16 protein-coding genes are annotated in these 21272 nt (G+C 60.1%); 13 read left to right on the top strand and 3 right to left on the bottom strand.

From position 1 onward, the window contains the following. Positions 1–343 precede the first annotated feature (343 nt). Positions 344–2290 (top strand): relaxase/mobilization nuclease and DUF3363 domain-containing protein, encoded by a 1947-nt coding sequence (locus KF707C_RS11010; protein WP_003449669.1) that lies wholly within the window; start codon positions 344–346, stop codon positions 2288–2290. A 12-nt stretch (positions 2291–2302) separates the two neighbouring features. On the opposite strand, the gene KF707C_RS11005 is transcribed toward KF707C_RS11010, so the two are convergent. Further along, entirely contained in the window at positions 2303–3157 is an 855-nt protein-coding gene (locus KF707C_RS11005) for a helix-turn-helix transcriptional regulator (protein ID WP_036991901.1), read from the bottom strand. A gap of 156 nt (positions 3158–3313) precedes the next feature. On the opposite strand from KF707C_RS11005, the gene hemA reads away from it, so the two are divergent. The 9 genes from hemA to KF707C_RS10960 all read left to right on the top strand — a co-directional run bounded on the left by hemA (position 3314) and on the right by KF707C_RS10960 (position 11674). After that, positions 3314–4546, top strand: coding sequence for a 5-aminolevulinate synthase (gene hemA, locus KF707C_RS11000; protein WP_003449671.1), 1233 nt, complete (start codon positions 3314–3316; stop codon positions 4544–4546). 1 nt (position 4547) lies between these two features. Continuing rightward, positions 4548–5051 (top strand): GNAT family N-acetyltransferase, encoded by a 504-nt coding sequence (locus KF707C_RS10995; RefSeq protein WP_003449674.1) that lies wholly within the window; start codon positions 4548–4550, stop codon positions 5049–5051. Next, complete coding sequence (locus tag KF707C_RS10990) at positions 5048–6118, top strand: Gfo/Idh/MocA family oxidoreductase (RefSeq protein ID WP_003449677.1); 1071 nt, start codon at positions 5048–5050, stop codon at positions 6116–6118. Before KF707C_RS10995 ends, KF707C_RS10990 begins: the two co-directional genes overlap by 4 nt. Positions 6119–6140: 22 nt before the next feature. Further along, positions 6141–7994, top strand: coding sequence for an asparagine synthase (glutamine-hydrolyzing) (gene asnB, locus KF707C_RS10985; RefSeq protein ID WP_003449679.1), 1854 nt, complete (start codon positions 6141–6143; stop codon positions 7992–7994). Between the two features lie 86 nt (positions 7995–8080). Then, positions 8081–9280, top strand: coding sequence for an MFS transporter (locus KF707C_RS10980; protein WP_081608049.1), 1200 nt, complete (start codon positions 8081–8083; stop codon positions 9278–9280). Between the two features lie 13 nt (positions 9281–9293). Beyond that, on the top strand, positions 9294–10220 hold the full coding sequence (locus tag KF707C_RS10975) for a LysR family transcriptional regulator (protein WP_003449688.1): 927 nt from the start codon (positions 9294–9296) through the stop codon (positions 10218–10220). Beyond that, positions 10220–10486, top strand: a complete 267-nt coding sequence (locus tag KF707C_RS10970) for a hypothetical protein (protein ID WP_036991904.1) — start codon at positions 10220–10222, stop codon at positions 10484–10486. The genes KF707C_RS10975 and KF707C_RS10970 overlap by 1 nt, the downstream gene beginning before the upstream one ends. A gap of 85 nt (positions 10487–10571) precedes the next feature. Beyond that, a complete protein-coding gene (locus tag KF707C_RS10965) occupies positions 10572–10979 on the top strand; it encodes an antitoxin Xre-like helix-turn-helix domain-containing protein (RefSeq protein ID WP_036991916.1) in 408 nt (135 codons plus the stop codon). Further along, a complete protein-coding gene (locus tag KF707C_RS10960; RefSeq protein WP_036991906.1) occupies positions 10973–11674 on the top strand; it encodes an RES family NAD+ phosphorylase in 702 nt (233 codons plus the stop codon). The genes KF707C_RS10965 and KF707C_RS10960 overlap by 7 nt, the downstream gene beginning before the upstream one ends. Before the next feature lie 941 nt (positions 11675–12615). On the opposite strand, the gene KF707C_RS10950 is transcribed toward KF707C_RS10960, so the two are convergent. After that, positions 12616–13602, bottom strand: coding sequence for an IS5 family transposase (locus KF707C_RS10950; protein WP_003449698.1), 987 nt, complete (start codon positions 13600–13602; stop codon positions 12616–12618). On the opposite strand from KF707C_RS10950, the gene KF707C_RS10945 reads away from it, so the two are divergent. Then, the gene (locus KF707C_RS10945) at positions 13601–14377 is read left to right on the top strand and encodes a DUF3800 domain-containing protein (RefSeq protein ID WP_081608103.1); all 777 of its coding nucleotides are present in this window, start codon (positions 13601–13603) and stop codon (positions 14375–14377) included. The genes KF707C_RS10950 and KF707C_RS10945 overlap by 2 nt on opposite strands. Before the next feature lie 130 nt (positions 14378–14507). Further along, positions 14508–15245, top strand: coding sequence for a hypothetical protein (locus KF707C_RS10940; RefSeq protein ID WP_036993375.1), 738 nt, complete (start codon positions 14508–14510; stop codon positions 15243–15245). Between the two features lie 72 nt (positions 15246–15317). Here the strand turns inward: KF707C_RS10940 and KF707C_RS10935 are convergent, their stop codons facing one another. After that, positions 15318–16493, bottom strand: coding sequence for a reverse transcriptase domain-containing protein (locus KF707C_RS10935; RefSeq protein ID WP_231992310.1), 1176 nt, complete (start codon positions 16491–16493; stop codon positions 15318–15320). Positions 16494–17448: 955 nt separating this feature from the next. Between KF707C_RS10935 and KF707C_RS10930 the strand changes: the two genes are divergently transcribed. After that, positions 17449–21141, top strand: coding sequence for a YobI family P-loop NTPase (locus KF707C_RS10930; protein WP_003454154.1), 3693 nt, complete (start codon positions 17449–17451; stop codon positions 21139–21141). Positions 21142–21272: the final 131 nt, after the last annotated feature.

Raw genomic sequence — 21272 nt, 5'->3', positions numbered from 1 at the left:
CGTTCCCATGTCGACCCGACCGCAGTTGGTGTGTGCTCGGGGTGCGCAGTCGAGCGCCGCCACTGTGCAGTTGGTCATGCCCTCGCCTGCCCGTTCAGGCCTGCGCCGAGGCCCGGTCTGTCCTACCTGATCACTGACTCCAGAAGCACCAAGGCCGGGAAAAAGCGGAGGGCAAGATAAAAGGGGGCAGCACTTCGCTGGCCCGGAAAGCAGTCTGCACGGGGGTTGGCGGCGACACCGCGCCGGTGTCGCCAGGTGCCGAAAACGTGTTTTCCCTGCAGAAGCACTGGCCAGAAAGCGTGCCTGTTACGCCGTACTGCGATCAACTTGGAGGAGCCCGAACATGAGCAAGGGAAGCCATCCCGGCGACGAATCGCGCTTTCGTCCGCAGCCGGGCAAGCCGCAGCAACGCGGCCAAGCCTTCGTCAACCAGGTGCTGCGCCAGGCCAACAAGGCGGGCATCGGCAAGCCGCGCAAAGCCGGCCAGCAGCCCGGCGCACGGCTCGGTCGCGGCCATGTCGCCGCACGTTTCAGCAGGCAGCAGCAATCAGCCAACGCCCGTCGGGTCACCATCAAGACGCGCCTGGTGAACCTGCGTCAGGCCGGCAAGCGCTCGACCCTCAGCCACTTGCGCTACATCGAGCGCGACGGTGTGAGTCGTGAGGGGGAGCCGGGCAAGGCCTACGGCCCGCTGAGCGACCAGGCCGACGTGGAGGCCTTCGAGGCACGCGGCCGGGAAGATCGACACCAGTTCCGCTTCATTGTCTCGCCCGAGGACGCCGAACAATTGGATGACCTGCGGAGTTACACCCGCCACCTGATGAGCCGGATGGAGGCCGACCTGGGCACGCGTCTCGACTGGGTGGCAGTCGATCACTGGAACACCGATAACCCACACACGCACATCGTCCTGCGGGGCAAGGACGACACCGGCAAGGACCTGGTCATTGCCCGCGACTACATCGCCGAGGGCATGCGTAATCGCGCTGCGGAACTGGCCACCGAGTGGCTCGGCCCACGCACCGAACTGGAGATCCAGCGCAGCCTGCAGCGCGAGGTGCAACAGGAACGCTGGACCAGCCTGGATCGCACCCTCCTGCGCGAACGCGAGGCAGGCGTGCTGCATGTGAAGACTCTCGCCCACCATCCAGGTCGACAGCTGCTGATCGGTCGGCTGCAACACCTTCAGCGGCTGGGCCTGGCTCACGAAGGTCAGCCCGGGCAATGGGTCATGCGCGACGACACCGAGGCAACGTTGCGCGCCTTGGGTGAGCGCGGCGATATCCTGCGCACCCTGCAACGGGCCATGGGTCGCACGCAGCGGGAGTTTGCGGTCTTCGAGCCGGGCGGCGGCCCGGCGCTGATCGGCCAGGTGGTAGCCAAAGGGCTGGCTGATGAACTGCACGACCGCGGCTACCTGGTGGTGGATGGACTCGACGGCAAGGCCCATTACCTGGCGCTGCCGGCCGGCTCGGAGCTGGCCGACTACCCCATCGGCGCCGTTGTGGAGGCGCGCACGATGAGCGAGCCTCGTGCGGTGGATGGCTCGCTTGTTGCGCTGGCCGTAGACGGCGTATATCGCACCGACAATCACCTCATCCTGGCCAGGTCACGGAGCGGCCAGCAGGAGCCTCCCGAGGCTGAGGTCGAACGCCATGTACGCCGCCTGGAAGCCCTGCATCGCGCCGGCATCGTGGAGCGGTTGGAGGAAGGCGTCTGGCGGGTCCCCGCCGATCTGCCGGAACGGGGCCGGCAGCATGACGCCCAGCGCCGTGTCGATCTGGTCATCGAGTTGCGCACACCGCTCTCGGTGGAGCGGCAGGTCCGTGCCATAGGTGCAACCTGGCTGGATCAGCAGTTGATCGGGGGCAATCAGGGGCTGGCAGATGCTGGTTTCGGCCGGCAGGTCCGCGAAGCGCTCAGGCAACGTGCTGATGTCCTGGTGGAACAAGGCCTGGCCGAACGCCAGGGGCAGCGCGTCGTGCTCGCTCGCAACCTGCTGGGCACCCTGCGTGAACGCGAGCTATCGGTTACAGCCCAGGAGATCGCAGCACAGACGGGCCTGCGGTACCGCCCAACCGCTGACGGTGAGCGTGTCAGCGGGATCTATCGGCGTGCCGTGCAACTGGCCAGCGGGCGCTTCGCGATGCTCGATGATGGCGTGGGCTTCAGCCTGGTGCCCTGGAAGCCGGTAATCGAGCCCCGGCTTGGGCAGCACCTCTCTGCCGTGGTCCGGGGCAACAGCGTGTCCTGGCAATTGGGGCGCCCGCGTGGTCCGGCGATTGACTGAGCGACCGCCACGCTAAGCCAGCGTCGGCTCCTGCTGCAGCCATTGCTCGAAGGAGCGGCTCTCCGGCTGGCCCTCCTTGGCTGCGTAGTAGACCAGGCGCAGGTGGCGATCCTCGTCGATGGTCAGCGTGGTGTGCTCGAACACCATCGGGCCGATCGGCTCGATATGCAGGTGACGAATGCCCTGGCAGGGGCCATGGATGTCCTGCTGTCGCCACCCGGCCTTGAAGTCGGGCGAGGCCTTCTCCAGGTCCTTCACCAAGGCGGCAATCTCCGGATCCTGGGTGGCCCGTACGAAGTCACGCCGAAAGCTGGAGAGGATCTGCAACGCCTGCTCCTCCCAGGGGTTGAACAACACGCGCATGGCCGGGCTGGTGAACAGCATCCACAATAGGTTGCGGCGATCTGCCGGCAGTGCGGAGAAACCGAAGACCCGGTCCGCGGCGGCATTCCAGGCCAGCACATCCCAACGCAGGTTGAGCACATAGGCCGGGCGCATCGGGATGTCCGCCATCAGGCGATGGATCAGCGGCGGGACCACGCACCAGGTGCGTCCGGGCTCCGGCGGCAGGCGCTGATGGGCCAGCAGGAACAGGTGACGACGCTCGGTGGCATCCAGCTTGAGCGTCCGCGAGAGGTTATCGAGGAAGGTCGCGGACACGCTGATGTCCCGCCCCTGTTCCAGCCAGGTGTACCAGGACAACCCCACCCCCGCCAAAGCGGCGACCTCCTCGCGACGCAGGCCCGGTGTGCGCCTTCGGCTGCCAGCGGGCAATCCCACCTCTTCCGGCGAAATGCGTTCGCGGCGACTACGCAGGAACTCGGCCAGCTCTGCCCGAGTGCGTTCGAGTGTGCGAGGTGCGCTCATCCGATTACCTCCAGTAACAGCATAAACAGTCAAATTGTAACCCCCATAAATCGCGAGAAGAATACCCCGGCCCTGCCGCAAACGCGCGTGCCAGGGCACTTGCTTGATGAGGAAGCACACATCGACGTGTCATCAATTTGCTAAGGAGACAAAGGGATGTACCAAGCACTTCTTCGAGAACAACTGGAGACATTGAAGTCCTCCAACCAGTACCGCACCTTCACCACCCTCAGCCGCATCTGCGGCCAATTCCCCCTGGCCAGACTGGAAGGCCACGACCAGGAGCCGGTGGTCGTCTGGTGCAGCAACGATTACCTCGGCATGTCGCAGCACCCGGTCGTTCGGCAACGGATGCACGAAGCGCTGGAAACCTACGGCGCCGGCTCGGGCGGTTCGCGCAATATCGGCGGCTCGCACGAAGTGTATGCCCGCCTGGAGGCCAGCCTGGCCGACTGGCACGGCAAGGAAGCGGCGTTGGTGTTCCCCACCGGCTTCGGTTCCAACGACGCGACCATCCAGTGCCTGCTGAGGCGCCTCCCCGACTGCGTGGTGATCAGCGACGAACTCAACCACGCGTCGATCGTCAACGGCATCCGCTCGACGCCAAACCCGCGGCAGATCTTCCGCCACAACGACGTCGAGCACCTGGAGCGGATCCTCGCTGGCTATCCGCTGGACCACCCCAAGATCGTGGTGTTCGAGTCGGTCTACTCCATGGATGGCGACATTGCGCCCATCGCCGAGATCGTCAAGGTCGCCAAGCGCTACAACGCCCTCACCTACCTCGACGAGGTCCATGCCGTGGGCATGTACGGCCCACGCGGCGCGGGCATTGCCGCCGAGCTTGGCCTGGCCGATCAGGTGGACATCATCCAGGGCACCATGGCCAAGGCCATCGGCGTGATCGGCGGCTACATCGCCTCGACCCAGGTGATCGTCGACGCGGTGCGTTCCTTTGCCACCGGCTTCATCTTCACCACCTCGTTGCCCCCGGCCGTCACCGCCGGCTGCCTGGCCAGCGTCGAGCACCTGAAAGCCAGCAGCGGCGAACGCGATCGCCTGCATGCGCAGACGGCCAAGTTGCGCGAACGTCTCAGGCATTACGACGTTCCGGTCATGCCCTGTTCGCAGACGCACGTGCTGCCGGTGCTGGTGGGTGAGGTGAATCGCTGCAAGGCCGCTGCCGAGCGCTTGCTGCATACCCACCGGGTGTACCTGCAGCCGATCAACTACCCGTCGGTGCCGGTGGGCACCGAACGTTTCCGGGTCAACGCCACGCCGAACCACAGCGATGCGCAGATCGAACACCTGGCGTCGTCGCTGCGCGAGACCTTCGAGCACTTCTCGATTCCGCTGGCCTCCCAGGCATTCAGCGCGGAGGTGGCTTGAGATGGAGCACGCCTTCTTCACCGTGCGCCCGGCGACACTGGCTGACCTGGACAGCCTGATTGAGCTGCGCGCCTACCTACTGGATGGCACCACCGCCCGCTATTCGAGCAAGACGCCGGAGGAAGCGGCGCGCTGGCGGACGGCCTATCGCAGTTGGCTGGGCAGCCGCCTGGACGAGAGCGACTGCGTGCAGATCCTCACCGCCGAGCACAAGGAATCCGGCCAGGTGCTGGGTTGCGCGACCGCCATCATCGACCAGCGTGCGCCGGCACCGGGCTGTCTTAACGGCCTGTCCGGCTGGGTGCAGTCGGTGGTGGTGGAGCCGCAATGGCGTAACCGCGGCATCGCCCGCCAGCTGATGCAGCACCTGCTGCGCTGGTTCGCCAACCGCGGCGTCGACCACGTGGTCCTGCAAAGCACCGAATCCGCTGGCACCTTGTACCAGGCCCTGGGCTTCACGGTCAGCGACGAGCGCCTGCTGATTCGCCAGGAGGCCTCGGCATGAAGATCCTGATCGTCGGCCTGGGCTACGCCGGCAATCGTTACCGCCGCACCTTCGAACACATCGCCACCAGCACCGGTATGCCGCTGTCGTTGGCCTATGTCGGCCGCCGGCAGAAGACGACCGAGCTGCCCTACTTCGACAACGTCGACCGGGCGTTGCAGGTATTTGAGCCGGACATCGTGGTGGTCAGCGTCAACGACCACAGCCATGCGCCTGTGCTCAAGCAGCTGGCGGGCTACTGGGGCTTCGTGCTCTGCGAGAAGCCACTGGCCACGCCCGGTGACGACTTGAAGGAGCTGCTCAGCTCACTGGAGCAGGTCGGCGGCTTTGCCCTCGACCTGGTTGAGCGCTACTCGGAAGTAACCCAGCAATTGCGTGACTGGGTCGAGCGTCACGACTGGCAACTGGTACGCGCCAGCTTTCACTGGGGCAAGGATCGTATCAACGACTACCGCCCCACCTGCGGCGTGACCAGCGAGGTGATCCATGCGCTGGATCTGGTCGGCTGGATCTGCCCGCGCGCCGGCCAGCTCCAGCTCGATGGTGTGCTCGGTGTGCGCTCGGACTTCTCCATCTCCGGCGCAGAGGTGCTCGACACCGTGCAACTCACCGCCAGCCTGGGCGAAGCGCGGATCACCGGTTACGCCAGCTTCGTCAACATCGTGCGTCAGCGCACCGTGGATTTCAGCTTCGTCGACCGCGACGCCCGGCTGATCCATGCGCGCCTGGTGTTCGACACCCCGCGCTGGGATCACGACCAGCTGCGCATCTGGACGCGCGGCGCCAACGGCGCCGAGGAGCTGTTGCACGAGTTCGCCACCGCCCCCGACGAGCCAGGCCTGGATACCCTGCACAAGCTCTCGCGGCTGTGCCGGCAGGTGGTGCGCGCCGTGGCGCTCAAGGAACCGCCCCGCCAGCCCTTCGCCGGTCTCGACACCGCCGTGGCGCTGCAGCGCCTGCTCAACGAGCTCGACAGCCACGCCCAAACCCCAGCACCGGCGCGCTACGTCCATGGCGAGACGCGCGTGCTGCTGGCCGAGGACAACGACCTGGAAAGCCTCGGGTAACTCAATCACAAGGAGAACGACTATGTGTGGAATCGCTGGATGGCTGTCCTACAGCCAGAATCTGGAAACGCAACGCGACACCCTGCAGCGCATGACCGACACCATGGCCCTGCGCGGGCCGGATGCCGGCGGACTGTGGATCGACGGGCCGGTAGGCCTGGGTCATCGGCGCCTGTCGATCATTGATCTGGAAGGTGGTCGCCAACCGATGACCACCATGCACGGTGGCCCGCGCGAGGTCGCCGCGATCACTTACAGCGGCGAGGTCTACAACTTCCGCGAGCTGCGCACCGAACTGCAACGACTTGGCCACCGTTTCGAGACCCGCAGCGACACCGAGGTGGTGCTGCGCGCCTATGTCGAATGGGGCGAGGCCTTCGTCGAGCGGCTCAACGGCATGTATGCCTTCGCCATCTGGGACCTGCGTTCGCAGGAGCTGCTGCTGATCCGTGACCGCATGGGCGTCAAGCCTCTGTACTACTTCCCCACCTCCGACGGCGTGGTGTTCGGCTCAGAACCCAAGGCGCTGCTGGCCAACCCGCTGGTGCCGCGCAAGGTGCGTGCAGACGGCCTGCGCGAGATCCTGGAGATGGTGAAGACGCCAGGCCATGCCGTGTTCGATGGCATGCGCGAGGTGATGCCGGGCGAGATCGTGCGCATCAACCGTCAGGGTCTGGGCCGCCGCCACTACTGGAAGCTAGAAGCACGCGAGCACGAACACACGCTGGACGAGACCATCCGCCATACCCGCGACCTGCTGGAGGACATCGTCGACCGCCAGATCGTCGCCGACGTGCCGCTGTGCAGCCTGCTCTCCGGCGGCCTGGACTCCTCGATCATCACCGCGCTGGCCTCGAAGAAGCTGCTCGCCGCCGGCAAGGAGAACATCCGCTCCTTCTCCGTCGACTTCGTCGACCACGGCAGCGGCTTCACCGGCGATGCCGTGCGCGGCACGCCGGACGCACCCTTCGTGCGCGACCTGGTGGAGACGATCCGCTCCAGTCACCAGGAGATCGTCCTCGACAGCCGCGAGCTGGCCGATTCGGCGTTGCGTGCGCAGATCGTCCGCGCCCTCGACCTACCGCCGGCGTTCTGGGGCGACATGTGGCCATCGCTCTATCGGCTGTTCCAGGAGGTGCGCAAGCACTCGACGGTGGCACTGTCCGGCGAGAGCGCGGACGAGGTGTTCGGTGGCTACCGCTGGTTCCACGATCCGGAGGCGATCCAGGCCGACACCTTCCCCTGGCTGGCATCGGTGACCGGTAAGTACTTCGACGGCAAGACCCTGTTCGACCCGGGCCTGCTGGCCCAACTGGACATGCACAGCTTCCTTCGCGACAGCTACGCCCAGGCCATCGCCGAGGCGCCGGTACTGCCCGGCGAAAGTGTGGTCGACCAGCGCATGCGGCAAATGAGCTACGTCAACCTGACCCGCTTCGTGCAGACCCTGCTCGACCGCAAGGATCGCATGAGCATGGCGGTCGGCCTCGAGGTGCGTGTGCCCTTCTGCGACCACCGCCTGGTCGAGTACGCCTTCAACATCCCTTGGGCGATGAAGGCCTTCGACGGGCGGGAGAAAAGCATCCTGCGCGCGGCGACCCGCGACCTGCTGCCCGAATCGATCAGCGAGCGGGTCAAGAGCCCCTACCCCTCGACCCAGGACCCGGCCTACGAGCAGGCGCTGCGTGATGCCCTGGCCGCCATCCAGGCGGACCACAACGCGCCGGTGACGCCCCTGCTCGACAGCGGCCGTATCCAGCAGACCCTGGCCAAGCCGCTCGGCAGCGTCTCGCCCATGTACGAACGTATGGGCATGGAGCTGGCGGTCGGCCTCAACACCTGGCTGAGCGAGTACGACGTCAGTCTCGAGCTCTAGCCCCCCAACCGGATGTGGCCCCGTTGCGGGGCCACGTCCATCAGCTGTACCACCCACGCGTTCCTGCAACGCAAGCGAGTCCGAGCATGCACACACCCAACCAATCACCCATCTACCTCATAGCGCTGGGGGCCTTTGCCCTCGGTATGGCCTCCTATGTCACCGCCGGGTTGATCCCGATGATCGAGGCCTCGTTCGCGGTCTCCGTCGCGGTAGCCGCGCAGTTGGTTACCGCCTTCACCCTGGCCTACGGCCTGGGTTCGCCGATCTTCGTTGCCCTGACACCGGCACATCGTCAGCGTGCCGGCCTGTTGCTAGCCCTGGGCCTGTTCGTCATCGCTAACGCCGCCAGCGCGCTGGCCGAGAGCTTTACTGCGCTGATGGTCTGGCGCGCCATCGCCGGTATCGGCGCCGGCGTCTACCTGGCCATGGGCATCGGCGCCTCGGCCGCCGTGTCCACCCCGGAGCGCCGCGGCAAGGCCATCGCCATCATCATGGGCGGCATGGCCAGCGGCGTGGTGCTCGGCGTTCCGCTCAGCCTGCTGATCGCCGAACAGCTGGGCTGGCAGGCCGCACTGTGGCTGGTCACCCTGCTTGGCCTGGTGGCCTTCTTCGGCCTGCTGCTGAAGCTCCCTTCATTGCCGGCGGCAACTGCCACAACGCTGGGCCAGAAGCTGGCGATCCTCGGCGATGGCCATGTGTTGGTCATCCTGCTGGTGTCGCTGCTGGCCGCCATCGCCAGCCTGGGCATGTACACCTTCATCGCCCCACTGCTGGCTGACCCGGCCTACGGCGCGGTGCGCTCGGTCACGCCCTACCTGTGGGTCTGGGGCATCGGCGGCGTGCTGGGCAGCTTCCTGATCGGCCCGCTGGTGGATCGCATCAAGGGTCCGGTGCTGACCTTCGCCATCATGCTGATCCTCGCCGTGTCGCTGTTCGTGCTGCCGCTGGCGGCTGCCCTCAGCACCTGGCTGGTGATGCTGCCCATAGCCCTGTGGGGCGCGGTCGGCTGGGCGCTGCAGGTGCCGCAGAACAACGAGCTGATCCTGGCACGCCAGGCCCAGGGCGACGGCAACCTGGCCATCGCCCTGAACGAGTCGGCACTCTACCTGGGCAGTGCCATCGGCGCCGCGGCCGGCGGCTTCGTGCTGCTGTTACAGATGCCCACTTGGACCCTGGCCGCCAGTGCGGGTGGTGTCGCCGCGCTGGGCGCGCTGCTGCAGATTGTCAATCTGCGTCGCCAACCGACCTGGAATGGTGACGTGCAAGCCGAACCCTACAACTGACGGAGGAAAGGCCGTGGAACTGCGCCACCTTCGCTGTTTCATCGCCGTTGCAGAAGAGCTGCACTTTGCGCGCGCGGCCGCGCGCCTGCACATCGAACAGTCGCCCCTCTCCCGGATCATCAAGGAACTGGAGTATCGCCTCGGCGTCCAGCTGTTCGAGCGCACGACGCGCCGCACGCGCCTGACCTGGGCGGGCAAGGTGTTGCTGGAGGAAGCCCGCCGCGTGCTGGCGGTCGTCGACCAGGCCAAGGCCAGCGTCAAGAGCGCGGCGGCTGGGTATCGCGGACGCATCCGCGTGGCCCTGTCGGACGGCATCCCGCAGGCACGCCTGGCCGCCCTGCTCGCCCAATGTCGCGAGGAAGAGCCGGAGGTCGAGATCTGCCTGTCGGACGTCACCTTCAGCGAACAGGTCCGAGGTCTGAATGACGACCTGTTCGACATCGGCCTGGCACAGTCGGATGAGGTCGGTGATGGGCTGATGGCCGAGCCGGTCTGGTTCGATCCGCTGGTGGTGGCAGTGCCGACCCGCCATCCCCTGCTGAGCTATCGGCGCGTGCCACTCGAGGAGGTCGTGCGCTACCCGCTGGTGCTCTGCGATCCGAAGGTCTGTGAAGGGTTCTGGCAGCAATTGCAGCGTGTGCTGGGCGCCGTGGATACGCGCCTGACCATCGCCGACCGTGTCCCCACCCTGGACCTGATGATGGCGCTGGTGGCGGCAGGTTACGGGCTGGGATTCTCCAGCCTGGCGCGCATCACCGAACTCAACAATCCGGACGTCGTGGCCCGGCCGCTGGCCGGCTGTCCCGCGATGCTGACCACCTACCTGATACGGCGACACGGTGAACCGGCCGAGCAGTTGGCGCGGTTTATCGGGAGGGTGAGTCCGGAAGCAAACCAGGCGTTGCTGCCTGATCACAGCTCACAGAAGGAGATCGCTTGATGAAGAAGATGTCGTTGTTGCTGGCCACATTGGTGTTGGGTGCATGTGAAAAGCCAATGCCGTTTGAATCGGCTGAAGTGCTTGCTGAAAAGCCTGAAAGGCTGGAGGAGCTACAACGTCAGTGCAGGGCGGACTGGGACAAGCTGGGTAACGCTCAATGCAATGCCGTGGCCGAGGCGGCGCGAATACGCTTTATGGGCAAAGGCACGCCTTACACTCCGTACCCGGTCAAGTTCTTCCACTCGGGCACCGAAGATGGACGCTAGCCAAGGCGTCGGTGCGGCTGCCACACTGATCCACAGATTCAAATATGCTAAATTTGTCTCTGTAGACGATATCAAGGGGCTCCCCATGACGGCAGCAGCAATCCAAGCCCAAGACTTTTCGAAGAGCCAATGCACCGCCGGACTGCGTGCAGCATTGAATATCCTGGACAAGTGGAAGGCCTCCTGTGAGCAGGCTTGCCGCGTGCTGCGGATCTCCCGCAGCACCTATACCCGTGCCAGCCAGAAGGATTCGGCCTGGGCAGTGAGCCTCGACGCCGACCAGATGCAGCGCATCAGCCTTGTGCTGAATATTCACGCGGTCCTGCGGTTAGTGTTCGACAACCCAGAGAACGTCTATGGCTTCCCCTCGATGGAGAACCGCAACGAGTTCTTCAATGGGCGTACGCCGCTCGAGATCATGGCGCAGGGTGACATGATCTCGCTGTACGAGACGTTCCGGCGGATTGATGCCCTGCGAGGCGCGCAATGGTAAGGCTCAGCGACCTTCCTGCGCTGGAAGGTGAGAGCCTGCAGGCCTGCCGTTTGGTCAACTCCAAGTTTCCGCCCATAGCCCTGTTCGATGATGTCGCCGACGCAGGGGACTTCGAAGCCCTCTATCAAATCCAGGCGCTGACCAATCCACGGCTGCAAAACGAGATTGGTCGCCTGGAACTGATCCCTCGCGACCAGATTCCTTTCGGCATTCCTGGGTGCTCGTATGCGACAGCACCCTTCACCCATGTGAACCCTGCCGGCTCGCGCTTCAGCGACGGAAGCTTCGGCGTGCTTTACCTGGCCGACAGAATGGAAACGGCGATTGCCGAGGTGCGTCATCATCAGGAGCGCTACTGGTCGAATGTGCCGGATCTGAACTACGAGCGCTTTGTCTTCAGGGGGCTCACCGCCAGCTTCAGCGATGCCGGGGTGAGGGACGCCACGACCGTGCCGCTTTCAGACCCGATCTATGCACCTGACGATTACGCGTACTCCCATATCTTGGGCACCGAGGCCAAACGAACCGGGGGCCCAGGCCTTCGCTACAACTCGGTGCGCCTCCCGGGGAGGGTCTGCTGGGCACTGATGACCCCACGGCCGGTTACCTCAATCATCCAGACAGCGCATTTTGAGATGATCTGGAGCGGACAAATCATCAGCGTAAATCAGATCACGACGCTGCCAGCCGGATAGCTACGGGCGCAGAAGGTAAGTCTGCCCTCAACCATGACTGCAGGCTCGCCGATGATCACGAAGTGCTGTTTGCAATAGGCAGAAGTCGGCCGATTCTGTTGAAAAAGTCCCTCTGCGATTTCTGCCTTCGAAAGTAGGCCGCTGACGTTGAAATCTGAAGCAGTTCCGCTCCCGATCTGCTTCAGATTTCGCGGAGCAACACTAAAACCGTGCATTTTTTGAACACTCGAAAGGCGTCTCTAGCAAAGACCGCCTTTTTCAACAGAATCGGCCATTTGCGGTCACTCAGCATCAACGTTGTAGCTCGTCCCCGCTTGTTCTGAATAAAGGTGGGTGGCCGGAGGCTGACTATTGACGCGTCCCGAATGCAGGACAATGATGGCGATTGGCCAATGCCTGGTAGAGGAAGGGATTCATATGAACGAGATAGCGATCATTGCTACCGAAGACCCGGATGAAGAGGCACAGCTTCAAGCGCTGGAGAAGAAAGGCAAGGACAAGGAAGCAGAAAAACTTAGGGTGCTATCCGCCATTGCGAGTAATAGCCCTACTCGAGTCATAGATAGAGTTGCTTGGATCTTAAATCACTATCCTCAGGCGCGAGACTCTGACGTAAAGTGTCAAATTCTCTATTGGAAAACCTTCCAGGCTGACTTATATAGCGGGGGAGATATCTCATTTGAGCACTACCCTAAACTACAGCGCCTACATTCCATAGCCAGAGCAAGGGCGATGGTGCAAAACGTACTGGGTCTATTTATTGCCTCGCCAGAAGTTCGAAAATATCGAGGAAAACTGGAGGAGGAAGAAAAACAGCGCGCTTTAGGGAAACTCCGAACAAGTCAGCGACGGGCAGCCGATTGGCGACCGAATCGATTTTTAGCCCGGTCTTCGGCGACAGACTTCACCAGAAACCCGGCTTTTGACCGGGTTTCTGCGTTTTACAGGCGCACCTCTCCCGTTTCAGCCAGCAACTCTCGGCGGGCCATCCATAGATTCGACAGGGCGAACAAGGTGACCAGTTGCGCAGTGTTCTTGGCCAGGCCCCGGAAGCGCACTTTGGTGTAGCCGAACTGCCGTTTGATCACCCGGAATGGATGCTCGACCTTGGCCCGCACCTGCGCTTTTGCCTTCTCGATCTTGCGCCTCGCCTTGTACAGGGCACTGCGTTTGCTCAGTTGTTTGTAGGTGCTGCGCCGGGCGGCGATCTGCCAGATGACCTCACGCCCGGCATGCTCGGGACGTTTCTCCACCCCGGTGTAGCCCGCATCGGCACACACCACGTTCTCCTCGCCGTGCAGCAGTTTGTCGACCTGGGTGACATCGGCCACGTTGGCCGCCGTCCCCACGACGCTGTGCACCAGGCCGGACTCGGCATCGGCGCCGATATGTGCCTTCATGCCGAAGAAGTACTGGTTGCCCTTCTTCGTCTGGTGCATCTCCGGATCACGCTTGCCTTCCCGGTTCTTGGTCGAACTCGGCGCATGAATGATCGTGGCATCAACGATGGTGCCCTGGCGCAGTGACAACCCGCGCTCGCCCAGGTGGTCGTTGATCACCGCCAGGATGCCCGCGGCCAATCCGTGCTGCTCCAGCAGGTGGCGGAAATTCATGATTGTCGTGTCTTCCGGGATGCTGCCCTGGGTCAGCGACAGCTGGGCGAACTGACGCAGCGAGGTGATCTCGTACAGCGCTTCCTCCATCGCCGGATCGCTGAGAGCGAACCAGTTCTGCAGCAGGTGGATGCGCAGCATGGTTTCCAGCGGATACGGCGGACGGCCATTGCCCGCCTTGGGGTAGTACGGCTCGATCAGCGCCAACAGCCCGGCCCAGGGCACCACTTGCTCCATCTCCGCCAGAAAGCGCTCGCGCCGGGTCTGTTTGCGTTTGCCGGCGTACTCGGCATCGGAAAAGCTCATCTGGGTCATGCGGCAGGGCTCAGGTTCTGCGGGGGCGTCATTTCAGCAGATCGGTCGGGACTTTTCCGGAGTTTCCTTAGAGGTCAGACCTGCCTACCCGGTGTATTGCATATACGCAGACGAAAGTGGAAAGACTGGTAAATACTTGCTAGTAGGTAGTCTTTGGGTACTTCGCAGCTACGACACGATGAAAATAACCAGCGCGATTAACCATAGAAAGAAAGAGCTAGATTTTAAGGGGGAAATACACTTCAAGGAAATCAATAAGGGGAATCTAAAAACATATCTATCCCTCTTAGGGGCCATAATTCAAAATTCTTCCGCGATCTCTTTCAAAGGTCTTGGTGTGCTCAGAAGCGGGCTCTACAGTGTAGACGATACTTTAAATAAGCTTTTCTATCACATGGTAATCCAAGGTGTTGCTGAGGAAAATAAGTCAGGCAGAGCAGTTCTTCCAAGAAACCTTCAATTTAGAAAAGATACCGAGGAGCTCTCCAAGGATAAACTATCAATCATGGAGATAGAGTTGCAGCTTCAAAATGCCTCAAAGAGCATATTTAACGACAATTTGTATGTGGATGTGGTTGAGGTAGAGGATTCAAGTATTTCGCCACTTATGCAGGTCGCCGATCTTTTTGTTGGTTCTATCTCTAGGCTTTTAAACAAGGAAGAAGGTAAAGAAGGGCCTAAAGATATTTTTGCCAAGACTTTCCTTGAGGCGTTTGGCGTGGACACTAAATCAGAGGCACTAGAAGGTCTGAGCGAGTGCGTAAGATTTTCATAGCGAGAATCTGACTTGGCCGATCAGTTGACTACTTTGATGGTTCACTGTTGGCCGACTCGGGCCCATCGCGCCAGACTGAAATCAGCCAGAAGCAGTCATTCGAATCGACTACAAAAGAGGGGGCGATTCATTGTTTATCCCGAGCTGTGATAACAGAGAGGATGCCATTAGATCTCTTGCTGAAATCTATGCAGTTCCCACTGAGGAAGTCGATAGAGTTCTTCGAAATCCTGAAGTGCAACAAATCGCTGAGGTTTATTCTGAGATTGATACGAGGGGGTTCCATTTTTTTGTATGCCACCTGCTTAAAGCCTCTCCTCGCACTGATATCACCCAAGCTTATTACTACCACTCGACAAGCTACGATGGCTGCACTTCATGGTTTGATGAGGGCCTCCTAGGTTCGTCGCAAGGTGTAGAGCGCTTCTTAGAGAAAATCACCGAGTGGATTCCCCCTGAGAAGCAATCACTTGCGAAGCAGGTGGCTAGGGGAATCGTTAAGCGTCGCAGCGAGTTTGAGGGCTCCGCACCCGAGATGTGTGGCCCCTACGCTTGGAATACTTTCACCGCTGCCAGCTCTAGCTCAAATGGAATTCGCTATCGGGTTCCAGAGGCTATTCAGGATCTGTGGTCTTCCAGCTTTTGTGGTGGTGGAGGGGTGGTCGACTTGTCGGAAATCATCGAGGAGAGGCTGAGGCCCGTTGTAGTCAAGTTCAAAGGAGGAGTCTCGAACATTGACGACTACTCCGCCACGCTCTGGGCCTATCTATTATCAGATGATGGTGAGTGCCACCTTAAACATACCTTTACAGGTAATGGGCTTGCTATACCTCGCGAGGACATTGCTGACCTCATTGACGTCGGTTAATTGCGGCTTAGGAGAAGCTGGCTGTATAGGCGCGGCTGCCCATGGGGGCAGCTCTCGGGCATCAGGAGCAATTTAGCCTTGGATGTCAGTCAGGAGGCGTACGCCCAAGATTCTTCTTTGCGCTGCGCTGTCGGACTTGGCCAGAACAGCAGTCTTCTCTGCTTCAAGCTGAGCAAGTTTTTTTGAAATAAAATCATCCAGCGCGCTCATGCTGTGAGTGCCATTGCAAAACGTGAAAGCTTTTCCCCACCCTAGGATGATTTTGTCGATCCGGAAAAGAGCGGATGAGTATGCGTACTTCCCGTCGCCGTCGTGGTACTGGGCGTTATAGCGTAGGGCATGTGAAGCAGCGACGAACTCGGCGTCCAACTTTGCCCTGAATCGTTTGCGTGTCGCTTCGCTAGGCTGTACCAAACCCGGAGAGACATTGCAGCCCAAGAAATCGAACCCCTTCTGGGTGGCTCCACGGGAGGCCTTTGCTTTGTCTGTCCGTGGGTCGTAAGCCTCCAGCCCAATCTTGCTCAGCACCTTCAACGATCTGTTGAATGCTTTGTCTACATCACTAAGAGTTGCCCCAAGCAGCAAAAAGTCATCGATGTAGCGTAGGCATGTAATGCCGTCTGAGTTCATTTCTAGATCGAAGTCGGCCAGGTAGATGTTGGCTATCAGGGGGGACAATGGAGATCCTTGAGCCACTCCCTCGATTCCGATTGGAAAAATCTCGGCCAGCCCCTTCCTTCTGAGGTCGTCGATATTGGCTAAGTCCGTTTTGATGGCTTCCTCAAAAAGCTTGAGGGTAGCCTCACAGTTCAGATGCGGCCGCAGAAGCTCTAGAACCCGGTCTTTGTTGATTTTGGTGAAGAAGGCGGGGATGTCTGACCGAATGTGGAATCGTGCACCCGCACGCATTGCTTCTCTCGCGTCAGAGATGGCCATGGCTACACGTTTTTCGGGAATGCCACCATAGCTTGTGGAAGTACCAAGAACTCGCTTAACAAAGCGGACGCGTCGCTGCAAAACGTCGAGAATGGCTCGCTGGACAATACGATTCGGGATAGGAGCTAGAACCAAGGGGCGGGATTTCCCGCCTGGCTTCTTCTGTGCGACGCCAGTTTGCTGGAGGAATATGAATGCTTGTTTCGATAGGGCGCGCTGAATATCGATCAAGGAGTCAGGGAGCCGACTTTCGAAATCTTCAGCCTCCCGTTTGATTTCATCAGAGGAGGAGAAGATGGCGCTACTGCGCACCTTCCTCCAGGCGCCGTAAAGCGTTCGTTGGCTGCAAATGTCCTTATATAGCCTACTCAAAGCTACTCCTTGTGTTGTTGGGCAACACCAGTTCGCTCTCACCCAACTGCTACAGGGACTCACTACCTACGGGAGACCCAGATACCAGAACGGCTATCTTGGTCGCGACCCGAACAGCGCCCTCCGAAGAGAGATCGCTGCCGTCTGGCAAACTGGGTTCACCGCCGCCTGGCGGCTCGACCAGCAAGCAAACGAAGCAGAGGGCAGCTAGAAACAGCTTGGCTGCCGCGCGCGCCGAATTGGCACGTTTTTGCATGGGCGCATCTTGGCCTCCTGGGCGTCTGGGGCACGATGAATCGTACCTTTTTCGGCCCCTCGGTCAACCACGCCTCACGCGGTCGGACAACGAGCGCCGCACTGAAAATAAAGCTGCCAACCGTCTGGCGTGCCCATTGAAAGGACAGAGTTACGGTCGTTGAAGCAGCAGTCGGGCGACACTCACTACCTACGGGAGACCCAGATACCAGAACGGCTATCTTGGTCGCGACCCGAACAGCGCCCTCCGAAGAGAGATCGCTGCCGTCTGGCAAACTGGGTTCACCGCCGCCTGGCGGCTCGACCAGCAAGCAAACGAAGCATCACCACAATAGCTATCGCGAGGAGTTCGCGCAATGAGTAGCCCTTGGCTGCTGTAAGGGCTGCTTGTGGCCGCTGCTAAAATCGGGCGCAAGTGGCCGAGCAAAGTGTCACTTCACAAGCAGGTAAACTGAGAGGCCTCCGTTTTGATAGCCCCATATGAACGTCCGCTCCTGGCCGGTTTCTGCCTGCCGCGATAGGCCGGAGTCGGCCAGGAGCGGACGGCCAGCCCAATAAATAAATCTGCCTCCTTTCACCGCGGTTTTTTGGCAAGATGGGTAGTATTGCTTCAATCTAGGACAGTTCGTCAGGAGGACATGTGGTCTGTCATCTTTTACGCGGCATCTGTAGTCGTGTTCGGGGCATCTTCTGTTCTGAACAGGGACCTGCCAAGGAGGCGTGGAAGCTGGTTCCGCTTACCCCTGAGTACTTAGTTGAAGAGCATAGTGGCTATGTCGCTGCTATCGAAGCTGCCCTCGCGAACGATCAGATCAGCAACATAGCGTTGTCCGGCAATTACGGGGTCGGTAAGAGCAGTATCATGCGGGAAGTCGCTCGGCGGCAGGGCAATCGTATCGTGGAGTTATCGCTCTCGACGCTTGCACCTATCGAGGCTTCCCAGCTTGATGACTCGGTGCCTATCCAGGCCACAACCCCGACCAACCGTATCCAGCAGGAGATCGTCAAGCAGCTGCTCTATCGAGAATACCCGAGCAGAACTCCTGGCTCACGGTTTCGGCGTATTGAGCGTTTCCGATGGTGGCGGACGATCGGAACTTCGGTACTGCTGGGCTTTATCGTTGGTGTAATCTTCCTGCTGACTGGATGGACGTTAAAGATTACTTCTGTGCTCACACCATATGTGGATATTGGTGTTTGGGCCCACCCTGTCGTTTGGGGCGCTGCTTCGCTGATTATCCTGCTGGTGAACTGGTTGTTCTATGGGAAACTGCATATACAGCAGCTCTCCACAGGGGCGGCAACCGTTACGCTCAACGAAAGCTCCGTTTCGTACTTTGATCAATACCTCGACGAAATCGTCTACTTCTTTGAGGTTTCAGGGCGCGACGTAGTTCTATTCGAGGACATCGACCGGTTCAACGACTCGCATATCTTCGAAACGCTTCGGGCGCTAAACACTTTGCTCAACGCTTCGCCCCAGATCGAGAAGCCGATCCGATTCATCTATGCCATCAAAGATAGCATCTTCGATCGCATCGGCCTGGAAATTGAGGGGCGAGTGCGTAATACAGAAGTGCTTACGACGGACGACCCTGCACAGGTCGAGGCTATACGTGCCAACCGCACGAAATTCTTCGACCTGGTGATCCCAGTAGTTCCCTTTATTACGCACCGGAGCGCCCGCAACTTGGTTCTGCAGCTGCTTAGTCAAGTCGAGCACAAGGTAGCTCCGGAGCTACTCGACTTGGCGGCGCAGTATGTGCCAGATATGCGGCTGCTAAAGAATGTTCGCAACGAATTCATAGTCTTTCGCGACCGGATCTTCTCCGGGGACGGCAAGCAGCTCAATCTGAATGAGACCGACCTATTTGCGATGATGCTCTACAAGAGCACGCACCTAGCAGACTTCGAGACTATCCGGCTCGGCCATAGCAAGCTGGACATACTTTACAAGGTCGGCCGTGAACTGGTGACTGAGAACATCAAGCGAGTCGAGGGCGAACGTCGTGTGCTTCTCCAGCAGATTGCACGGATCAACGGGGCTGCCACCCGCAGTGCTCGGTTGGGCGAGCGCCTGCTGGCGCACGTGCAGCGGACAGCTCAGGCTGCGGGCTACAGGACCCAGAAAGCAACGTACTTGTATGCGGGCGAAAGTAAGTCTCCGAATGACCTCAAGGGAGCGCAGTTCTGGACAAACTTCGTCTCGGCAGACGGCGACTCGCCGCTTCAATGGCGCAATGACTATGGTCAGACGCTGTCGTTCAGCCGTGACAGTCTTGTAGATTCGCTTGGTGATCCGTTGGACGCCGAGAGCTGGGACAACTCGGATCGTGACGCTCTCACTGAACAAATCGATGAGAAGACGGAGGACATCAAGTTCCTGCGGAGCGCTGATCTTGGTGATCTCATCAAGCGACCGGAGTTCGTAGTCCAGCACAAGGGGAGCAACCAGTCCTTCGATGTAATTGCGAAGTTGATTCTAACGCCTGGCTTGGCTTACCAAATCGTCCGTGCCGGGTATATCAACCGAAACTTCACGCTCTACACGTCGACCTTCCACGGGGATCGCGTGGGTTCCGCTGCAACAAACTTCATCATCCACCACGTCGAGCGTGACCTGATGGACGAGCACTTCGAGCTTGACACGGATGACGTGGATGCAGTTGTTCGCGAGCGAGGCAAGAACGCGCTGAAGGAGCCTGCTCTTTACAACATCGCTATCCTCGACCGCCTTTTGGCCACCGACGCCGACGCGGCCGACATCATGATCCGCTCCCTAGTTGGTCTCGGGGAGCGTCAGGCTAGTTTTCTGAAGGCGTACCTTACCGCAGGAAACGAGCGCCTGCAGTTCATCGAAAGGTTCACGGTCGCGTCTCCACGAGTGCTCACTTATCTTGTGGGGCAAGCGGACCTAGATGACGCTTCACGGCTAGAGATGGTAGATGTGGCGCTGGCATGTCTTACGTCTTCTAAACAGCGGACAGATTCTGTGGTGTCGTCGTACCTGTCGGCACACTACGCTGAATTCACGGCGCTTACGTCTAACGCGACCGTGCCGGTCCAGGCCGAACGTATCGGTGTGCTCTTCGGGGATGCCGGCATTACCGTGCCTCGTTTGGAGCCGCTAGGCCAGCATACTCGTACGTCGTTTGTGTCACGCAATTTATATGACGTCACGTACCAGAATCTCGCGATTGCCATAGACAACACTGCAACCTTGGCGCTCGACGTCATCCGTGCGAGTAGCCAGACGGTGTACGGCTATGTGCTCAGTCATTTGACCAGGTACTTGGATGCTATTGATGGCACTTCGGCGACAATAGATGCGAACGAGAACTTCCTTGCGGTGATTGAAGATGTGCTCTCGATAGAAGCACCTCGCCTAAGTGATGTGATTGAGCGTGCGGCCTCAGGTTGTGAGGTTATAGATCTCACAGATGTTTCTGAGGGCGCTTGGCCAGCCTTGGCTGAACATAGGCGTTTCCCCGCAACGTTTAACAACGTTAGCAATTACGTCATGGCTCGCGGGGAGGTTGATGAGCATCTAGCTACAATCCTGACGTCCACTAGAAAGATTGCTGACGCTAACACTGCTGAAGAGAAGTCTAAAGCAGCGTTGGCGGTCGCAATCCTGGCGACAGCAGATCACCTCCCATCCGCAGCTCTACGTGCGGAGCTAGTCGACAGTTTAGGCCTGGAAGACTATCTCTCCGTTGACAAAATCGCCGCAGAAGCTGGCGATCTCTTCGCGCAGTTGGTCAAGTACAACCTCATTGCGGATGACGCGGCGTCTTATGGGTACCTAGCCAGCACGGACTGGCCGACGCGCCAAGCGTTTATTCGAGAGTCGCGGAAGTTTTCGAGCTACATGACCCCAGCGTTGGTTAGGGAGGACCTGGCGGCTCTTCTAGAGAGCGGTGAGATTGTTTCGGCGGTCAAAAATGTAGTTCTCGAGCAAGCTGCAAATTATGCAGAGGTGGCCGATTCTCGAGGGCTGAACGAATTGGCGCGATTTGCTACCAACTCCGGAAGCGAACTCTCGCCTGATGTTGTACAGAAGATGGCACAACAAAATGTCTCAGCGCAGCAGATCATTCTGCTACTAAAACCACATCTAGATGTGATTAGTCGTGACCAGCTCTTCACTATCCTGCAAGGACTTGACGGTGATTACCCTAAGCTCACAGAAGTGGGCCGCAGTAGGCTACGCGTGCCAGATACGCTTGCTGATCGCGAGCTCCTGAAGCGTCTTCAACGGGAAAAGACTGTAAGTAGCTACGACGTCAGAAAGGGAATGATTGAGGTAAATAGGAAGCGTAAGCAAGGCTGAGCTTTAAATCTTCGAACCAACGATCTCGGATGGAAACGGCGAACCTTGCGTGGACGCCGTAGTTCGATCGTAGGGCGCCTTTGGCCGATCCTAGCCTGTTGTGATGGGCCAGGAGCAGACGTTTACTAAGG

This window comes from Pseudomonas furukawaii (genome assembly GCF_002355475.1).
GTDB lineage: Bacteria > Pseudomonadota > Gammaproteobacteria > Pseudomonadales > Pseudomonadaceae > Metapseudomonas > Metapseudomonas furukawaii.
This window is presented reverse-complemented; position numbering and strand designations above follow the sequence as displayed.